Annotated in this window: 7 protein-coding genes; all 7 read left to right on the top strand. The window is 65.7% G+C overall.

The genetic code is table 11. The annotated features are described in order from the left end of the window. Positions 1–188, top strand: a 188-nt coding sequence (locus tag AC5JJ6_RS37730; RefSeq protein ID WP_496046959.1) for an antitoxin Xre/MbcA/ParS toxin-binding domain-containing protein, incomplete at its 5' end; no start/stop codon positions are given. Then, positions 185–670, top strand: a complete 486-nt coding sequence (locus AC5JJ6_RS37735; RefSeq protein WP_496046960.1) for an RES family NAD+ phosphorylase — start codon at positions 185–187, stop codon at positions 668–670. The genes AC5JJ6_RS37730 and AC5JJ6_RS37735, both read left to right, overlap by 4 nt. Before the next feature lie 77 nt (positions 671–747). After that, complete coding sequence (locus AC5JJ6_RS37740) at positions 748–1,545, top strand: terminase small subunit (protein WP_496046961.1); 798 nt, start codon at positions 748–750, stop codon at positions 1,543–1,545. A gap of 213 nt (positions 1,546–1,758) precedes the next feature. After that, positions 1,759–2,742, top strand: a complete 984-nt coding sequence (locus tag AC5JJ6_RS37745; RefSeq protein WP_496046962.1) for a substrate-binding domain-containing protein — start codon at positions 1,759–1,761, stop codon at positions 2,740–2,742. A gap of 63 nt (positions 2,743–2,805) precedes the next feature. Next, positions 2,806–4,689, top strand: coding sequence for a sugar ABC transporter ATP-binding protein (locus AC5JJ6_RS37750; protein WP_496046963.1), 1,884 nt, complete (start codon positions 2,806–2,808; stop codon positions 4,687–4,689). A gap of 22 nt (positions 4,690–4,711) precedes the next feature. Further along, on the top strand, positions 4,712–5,692 hold the full coding sequence (locus AC5JJ6_RS37755) for an ABC transporter permease (protein ID WP_496046964.1): 981 nt from the start codon (positions 4,712–4,714) through the stop codon (positions 5,690–5,692). Positions 5,693–5,717: 25 nt separating this feature from the next. Beyond that, on the top strand, positions 5,718–5,925 hold a 208-nt coding region (locus AC5JJ6_RS37760; RefSeq protein WP_496046965.1), incomplete at its 3' end, for a D-apionate lactonase family protein.

Genomic DNA, 5,925 nt, shown 5'->3' on the forward strand with positions numbered 1-5,925 from the left:
TGGAGGCGATAATCCTGGAGTCGGGCAATCCGGAAGGCTTCGACGCCGCCGCTTGGATGTCCCGCTGGCTCAATGATCCCGTCCCTGCTTTAGGCGGCACGCGTCCCATCGATCTCATGGACACCATGGAGGGTCAAGCTCTCGTGTCCACGACGCTCGCGCAGGTGCAGAGCGGGGCATACGCTTGAATCGGACGGTCTGGCGGATCGGTACCGACACACCAGCCTATGAAGCCGACGACCTGTCAGGCGCTGGTGCAAAAGCGACCGGAGGCCGCTGGAATCCGGTTGGCATAGCCGTAGTCTATGCGTCGCAAACGCGGGCGTTGGCGTGCCTGGAAACCGTGGTCCACCTGAACGCCGGCCGCTTGCCCCTCAACCGTTATCTTATCGAAGTGACTGTCCCGGACGACCTCTGGGCCGATGCGCAGGTGACGAGTGCTGCCCAACTGGCAGTTGGCTGGGACGCCGAGCCAGCAGGGCGGGCAAGCATCGAGTTCGGCACGAACTGGATACGTTCGGGCACAGCCGCGCTCCTCCTTGTCCCTTCCGTGATCGTTCCGGAGGAATTCAATGTCCTCATCAACCCGCAGCACCGGGACTGCGCGCGGATCAGTGCCCGCAAAATCCGTAAATGGCTCTACGATCCACGCCTGAACAAGCGAGTTTGACGCGAGGCGACATCAGGATTGACGTCCTTTCCGATCTAGGATAAATATCCTTTATCAACTCCCGGAAAGCGCCCGCCATGTCCCAATCTGCTGAAGCATCAGCCGAAACGCTCTCGTCATGCCCGCTCCCAGCCCTCCCGCACCGGCAGGAAGCCTTCGCCCGCCACGTAGCGTCCGGCACCACCCTGACCGATGCGGCCCGGCTGGCGGGCTATGCCTGGGACAGCGCACGCCAGACGGGATCGCGGCTGATGAAGGAACCGCAGGTCGTGGCCCGTGTCGCCGACCTGACCTACGCCAGAGAGGATCAGCGTCAGGGCGAACTTGACGAGCTCGTCGGCGGTCTCAAGCGCGTGATGATCGACGCCATGGCGCGGAAGAACGATTTCGCCGCACTCCGCGCCATCGACATGATCGCCCGCCTGCGCGGACTCGTCCCCACCACGGCAAAGCGCTCCAGCGGCATCGCCGCAGCCTTGGAGGAAATGCGCCAGTGCGGGGAGGACGACATGGAGGCCGAGGCAACCGGCGTGGAGTTCACCCCGGAAACGGTCTTCGACCCGCCAATGCCGCCCGAACTCCCGCCTCCGGTCGAACCCATGCCCGCTCCCGAACCGCAACCCGACTCACCGGCCAAGGCATCCGCCCAAGCCCGCGCCGCCGCCAACGAAGCCACCCGCGCCGTGGTTCGCCGCAAGCTCTTCTGCTACGAGCACCTGCTCACCCGTCATCCCGAACTCTCCGGCCAAATCCACGATCTCAGCGACGCGCTGGCCTATTTCGACGACGGCGACACGCTGCTCCCGCCGGAGCTTTGGCCCAGCGGCGCCGGCCGGCCAAGCGGTGGAGCAACCGGAAATGATGACAAATCATGACTCCTGCGGCCGTGATCGGGGAGTCAACATCCCGCCTCACCCTTCGCCGAAGGGTCGCTTGACAGCCTCCCCCAAAGTTGTGACCATAAACTGGTATGCTGATAACTTCAGCAATGAGGACCAACACAAAAAGCAAGAATAAGTCCCGGCAAAGCGTGCACCGCTTCCGCAACCAGCAAGTGTCAAACAAAAATAACTTCAGGGAGGAAAGCAATGAAAAGACGCAGCTTCATCCAGCTTGCGGCGGGCGCCGCGCTTGTGGCCGGCGTAGCACCGCTGGCTGTCCCGGCGCGGGCGGCATCCAAATCAATCGTCTACCTGACCCCCGGCCTCGACCTGCCGTTCTGGCGCTATCTGTCCAAGGGCGTCGAATCCGCTGCCAAAGCAAAGGGCTACGAGTTCCTGGCGCTGGATTCCCGCAACAACCCGCAGACCCAGCTTCAGAACGCCCAGGACTCCATCGCCAAGGGCGTCGCCGGCATCGTGATCTCGCCGACCGACTCGTCCACCGCCCCCAGCGTGCTGGAACTGGCGAAGCGGGCCAGCATCCCGGTGGTAGTCGCCGATATCGGCACCAACAGCGGCGACTACGTCTCCTTCATCATCTCCAACAACTACGAAGGCGCCAAGGGCGTCGGCGTCGCACTCGCCCAGGCGTTGAAGAAGAAGGGTTGGGAAAGCGGCTCGGTCGGGCTGATCACGATCTCCCAGGCGCGGAAGAACGGTCAGGCGCGTACCCAGGGCTTCCGCGACGGGCTGGTCGAAGGCGGCGTCAAGACCAAGGAAGCCGGCTTGCAGCAGATGCAGTCCTACACCGCGGACGAGACGTTCAAGTTCACCCAGGACATGCTGACCGCCAACCCCGACATGCGCGGGTTGTTCATCCAGACCGACCAGCCGGCGATCGGGGCACTCCGCGCGATCAAGGCGGCCCGGCGCGACGGCCAGATCCTGGTCGCGGCGTTCGACGGCATCCCGGAATTCGTCGATCTGCTGAAGTCCGGCCAGATCGTCGCCTCCGGCATGCAGCAGCCCTACCTGATGGGCCAGAAGTCGGGCGAAGCGATGATGAGCCACATCGCGGGCCAAAGCGTCGAGAAGGAAATTTCGGTCCCGATCCTGACCGTCACCAGCGAGAACATCGACAAGGTGCTTCCCACGGTGAGGGAGACCGTCTTCGCCAACGAGGTGAAGTAGCCCTTCGCCGACAGACGCCCCGGTCATCCCGGTCCGGGGCGTTTATTCCAAGGACGATCCTTCATGACCATCCGCGATCCGCTGCTGACCGCGACCGGCATCGCCAAGACCTTCGACCGCACGCGGGCGCTGGCCGGCGCTCATCTTGACCTGCTGCCGGGGGAGGTCCACGGCCTGCTCGGCGCCAACGGCGCCGGCAAATCGACGCTGTCCAAGGTGATCACCGGCCACGTCATCCCGGACGAGGGCCAGCTGGTCTATCGCGGCCAGCCGCTCCGGCTGCGCTCGACCCGCGACGCGCTGGACCACGGTATCGCCATCGTGATGCAGGAAACCAGCCTCGTCCCCGACCTGTCGGTGGCCGAGAACATCTTCCTGCCGGAACTCGGCCGCAAGGGCGCCGGCATCTCCTATGCCGGTCTCCACCGCCGGGGGGCCGAGCTGCTGGCGACGCTCGGCCAGGAAGACGTCCTGCCGCTCGACATCAAGGTCCGGCGCCTGTCCGCCGCCCAGCGCCAGCTTGTCGAGATCGCCAAGGCGCTCGGCGTCGGGGCCGAACTGATCATCTTCGACGAGCCGACCGCATCGCTCAGCCCGATCGAAGTGGACCGCCTGTTCGACATCATGACCCGACTTCGAAGCGGCGGGACCGGCCTGATCTTCGTCTCCCACCGGCTGGAGGAAGTGTTCGAAATCACCGACCGCGTCACGATCATGCGGGAAGGCCGCACGGTGCTGGCGTCCCATCCGACCGGGTCGCTGACCCAAGCGGAGCTGATCCGCCACATGGTCGGCCGCGACCTCGGCGGCATCTATAACCGCGCGCCGGCGACGGCGGGGAAACCGGCCGCCCCGGTCGCCTTGGAAGTGACCGGCCTGAAGTCGCCTCCCCTGGTTCGCGACGTGTCCTTCGCGGTCCACGAGGGCGAAATCCTCGGCCTCGGCGGTCTGGTCGGCGCCGGGCGTTCGGAAACGGTGGAAGCGATCTTCGGCCTCCGCCCGCGCAGCGCCGGCACCATCACGGTCGGCGGAAAAATCGTCAACCCGAGGAAGCCTGCGCAGGCGGTGCGGGCCGGCATCGGCTTCGTCGCGGAGGACCGGCGCAGCCAGAACATCGTGCCCGACCTGTCGGTCAAGGAGAACCTGCTGCTGGCCCATCTCGGCGCGCATCGAGGATTCGGTCTCGGCTACCGCAGCCGGGAAAAGGACATCGACCGCCTGCTGGCGAGCCTGGGCTTGCCGGCAGACCGGCTGCTCGACGCCAACATGCTGAACTTCTCCGGCGGGATGCAGCAGAAGATCATCATCGCCCGCTGGCTGCTGCTCAACCCCAAGGTACTGATCCTGGACGAGCCGACCAAGGGCGTCGATATCGGGACGCGCCAGTCGATCTACCAGTTGCTCCGCGACGTCGCGGCCAAGGGCGTCGCGGTCGTCGTGGTGTCCTCCGACTTCGAGGAACTGATAGGGCTGTCCGACCGCATCGTCGTCATCAGCGACGGCGCCAGCATCGCCGACCTGTCGGCGGACCTGCTGGACGAGGAAAAACTGACTCTGCTGGCGGCGCCCCGCACTTCGATGGCGCGCAACACGGAAATGCTCAGGAACCTCAGCACCGAAACCGGCGGGGCAGGGTTCTGGGCGCTGCTCGACCACGACCGGATGATCTGCCTGAACCTCGTGGGAACGGCTGCCTCCGCCGATCCGGGGTTCGCCACCGGCGATGCCAAGCCCATCGCCGAGACCCGGATTCCAACCGCCCTGACGAGCCGCGAGCCCGTCTTCGTCGCGGAAGCGGACGGCCAGCGCTCGACCATGCTGCTGCCGCTCCGCACGGCGCGCGGCCATGACATGGGCTGGGTTGGGCTGACGCTGCCCGCCCACGCCAAAGCCCCGTCACCCGAAACCATCCGTGGGCGCGTCGAAGCGCTCGCCGCCTCACTGTGACCTGCCCGCTGGACCGGAGACCATGACGCTGATGACCCAGACCGCCGGAGAACGTACCGCCGGCGCCTTCCGAAGACTGACCGGACGGCTCGAAATCCGCATGCTCGTGCTGGCCATCGTCCTGGCCTGCGTCCTGTCGCTGCTGTCGCCCTATTTCCTGACGCGATCCAACATCTTCAACATCCTCGACCAGTCGGTGGTGGTCGGGATCGTCGCCGTCGGCATGACCTTCGTGATCCTGACTGGCGGCATCGACCTGTCGGTCGGCTCGGTCGCCGGGCTGACCGGCATCATCCTGGGGCTGGCGGTGCAGAACTACCCGCTGCCGGCCGCGATCCTGCTCGCCGTGGCGTCGGGGGCCGGGATCGGGCTGATCTCCGGCCTGCTGATCGCGTATTTCAGTCTGGCGCCCTTCGTGGTGACGCTGGGCATGATGGCGATCGGGCGCAGCCTCGCCTACATCCTGTCCGGCCAGACCGCGATCTCCAACATCCCGTCAGGCATGTCGGACCTCGTCTATACCGACATTCTGGGATTGCCGGCCAACGTCCTGCTGCTCTGCGTGCTCTATCTCGCGGCCTGGGGATACCTGACCTACACCAAGGGCGGACGGACGATCTACGCGGTCGGCTCCAACAAGGAAGCGGCTCGCGCGGCGGGATTGCCGGTCTTTTTCTACTCCGTGCTGCCCTATGTCGTGTCCGGAGCGCTGGCGGCGGTCGCCGTCACGATCTCCATCGCCCAGCTTCTCTCGGCCGACCCGCTGATGGGTAACGCGCTGGAGCTGGACGCCATCGCCGCCGTCGTGATCGGCGGGGCCAGCCTGTTCGGCGGGCGCGGCTCGATCATCGGCACGCTGATCGGCGTGCTGATCATGGTCATGATCCGGAACGGCCTGAACCTGATCGGCGTGTCGCCCTTCTGGCAGGGCTCGGCCATCGGTTCGATCATCATCGCCGCCCTGCTGATCGAAAGCATCGTCAGCCGCCGTGTCGGCAGATAACGAAATAGAGGGGGAGGAAAAAACCATGACCGCAGAACCGGCGGAAGCCATCAAGCTCTTCGGGACCGAAGAACCGTCCCCTCCCGCTCCCATCCTGCGGGCGGGCAGCCTGACGGCGGAGTTCGACGCCGGCAACCTCCGCCACATCCGGGTCGGCGGGGTGGAGGTGATCCGCGCCGTCTCCTTCATCGTCCGCGACCGCAACTGGGGCACCTACAACCCCGTCATCTCCG

It is taken from the genome of Skermanella sp. (assembly GCF_059503625.1).

Bases quoted from the DNA above. Each gene is read 5' to 3' on its own strand.
- AC5JJ6_RS37755 (WP_496046964.1), top strand. From the start codon at position 4,712: ATGACGCTGATGACCCAGACCGCCGGAGAACGTACCGCCGGCGCCTTC.
- AC5JJ6_RS37740 (WP_496046961.1), top strand. From the start codon at position 748: ATGTCCCAATCTGCTGAAGCATCAGCCGAAACGCTCTCGTCATGCCCG.
- AC5JJ6_RS37745 (WP_496046962.1), top strand. From the start codon at position 1,759: ATGAAAAGACGCAGCTTCATCCAGCTTGCGGCGGGCGCCGCGCTTGTG.
- AC5JJ6_RS37750 (WP_496046963.1), top strand. From the start codon at position 2,806: ATGACCATCCGCGATCCGCTGCTGACCGCGACCGGCATCGCCAAGACC.